This is a genomic window from Raineyella antarctica, from assembly GCF_900092135.1.
Taxonomy (GTDB): Bacteria; Actinomycetota; Actinomycetes; order Propionibacteriales; family Propionibacteriaceae; genus Raineyella; species Raineyella antarctica.
The window spans coordinates 1-1,728 of the sequence record NZ_FMYF01000027.1 but is presented as its reverse complement, the minus strand read 5'-3'; the positions used below and the strand labels follow the sequence as shown (position 1 = coordinate 1,728).

Sequence of the window (1,728 nt, the reverse complement as noted above, 5' to 3'; positions counted from 1 at the left end):
CCCAGATGGTGTTGTGGACGATGCGGTCCATGATCGCGTCGGCGTGGACTCCGGAGCCGAGTCGCTGGTGCCAGTCCTTCTTCGCGTACTGGGTGCAGAACACGGTTGAGGCGGCGTCGTAGCGGCGTTCAAGTAGTTCCAGCAGCATGCTGCGCATGCCCTCATCGGGATGGTCGAGCAGCCACTCGTCGATCACCAACAGGGTGAAGGCCGCGTACTTGTTCAGGAACTTCGTCTGTCCTTGGGGCTTGTCCTTCGCCTGGGCCCAGGCCTCTTCGAGGTCGGGCATCCGGATGTAGTGGGCCCGGATCCGGTGCTGGCAGGCCTGCTTGGCAAGCGCGCAGCCAAGGTAGGACTTCCCCGAACCGGTGAAGCCCTGGAACACCACATTCTGATGCCTGTCGATGAAGGAGCAGGTCGCGAGCTGGGCGATCACGTTACGGTCCAGTCCGCGCTCCTCGATCAGGTCGACCCGGCGCAGATCGGCGCCGGGATAGCGCAGCCCGGCCCGCCGGATCAGTCCCTCGACCTTGGCGTGGGTGAACCCGGAATGCGCCTCGTCGACGACCAGCCGGAGCCGGTCGGCGAACGCCAGCCCAAGGACCAGGGTGTCGTCCTGGGCTTCGATCGCCTCCAGCAGCGGGGCCGCACCCATCTCGCGAAGCTTGCGCTTGGTCTCCAGATCGATCCCGCTCACCGCTCACCGCCGGCGTAGTAGCTGGCGCCGCGCACGTAGCCGCCGTCTTCGACTGGTTCTGTCCGTTGTGGGCGCAGGCCTGCGGCCTGGTCCTGCCCGGTCGCCAGGATCGGCGCCAGATGGGCATACCGCGGTGAACGGACCCTGCCGGCCAGGGCGAGTCGACAGGCCGCCTCGACCCGCTCAGCGGAATAGCGCCGCGACAGCCGCAGCACGGCCAGAGCGGGGTCCAGACCCTGTTCGTCGACCGGCACGGACTCGAAGATCCGGTTCACCACACTCACCGCCGACGGGCCGATCCGTTCGGCCCAGTCCCGCACCCTCGGCGGGTCCCACTGCCGGTATCTGTGACCGGCGGGCAGGTCGGCGTCGTTCGTGCGGTACTCGTTGGCCGATCCCTCGGGCAATAGCAGGTGGCTGGTGAGCCGTTCGCTGCCGCGGTAGGCCTCAAGCACCCGGTCGGTGATCCGCAGGTCGACCGTGGTGCCGATATGGGCGAACGGCACCGAGTAGTGGTTGCGTTCCCAGACCACATGCCCGTTGCGCCCGACCCGGCGCCCGTAGACCCACCGGCTGATCTCGTAGGCCACCACCGGCAGCGGCGTCAACAACGGCGCCTCCTCAGCGGCGAACACGCTCGCCCGGCTCCCGGCGCGTTTCTGGAACGGCTGCCGGTTGTATTCGTCCATCTGCGCCCCGATCGCGACCTTCAGCGCCGGCAGCGAGGTGAACTGCCGATCCCGCAGCGAAGCGATCACCCACGTCGCCACGTGGGCCACGGTGTTCTCCACGCTGGGTTTGTCCTTGGGCTTCCTCACCCGGCCCGGCAGCACCGCGGCCGAGTAGTGGGCGGCCATCTCCCGGTAGGCGTCGTTGAGCACGATCTCGCCCTCGCGGGGATGTTTCAGCACACCGGTCTTCAGATTGTCCGACACGATCCTCGGCACCGAACCGCCGAAGAACTCGAACATCGCCACATGGGCCCGCAGCCAGGTGTCCTGCTTCATGTCCAGGGCCGGCTCGACGAACGC

At 67.5% G+C, this 1,728-nt stretch carries 2 protein-coding genes; both read right to left on the bottom strand.

Going from position 1 to position 1,728, the window contains the following annotated elements:
* Positions 1-697, bottom strand: a 697-nt coding sequence (locus GA0111570_RS17165) for an ATP-binding protein (RefSeq protein ID WP_092613878.1), incomplete at its 3' end; no start/stop codon positions are given.
* The coding region (locus tag GA0111570_RS17160) for a Mu transposase domain-containing protein (RefSeq protein WP_092613877.1) at positions 694-1,728 on the bottom strand (1,035 nt) is incomplete at its 5' end. The genes GA0111570_RS17160 and GA0111570_RS17165, both read right to left, overlap by 4 nt.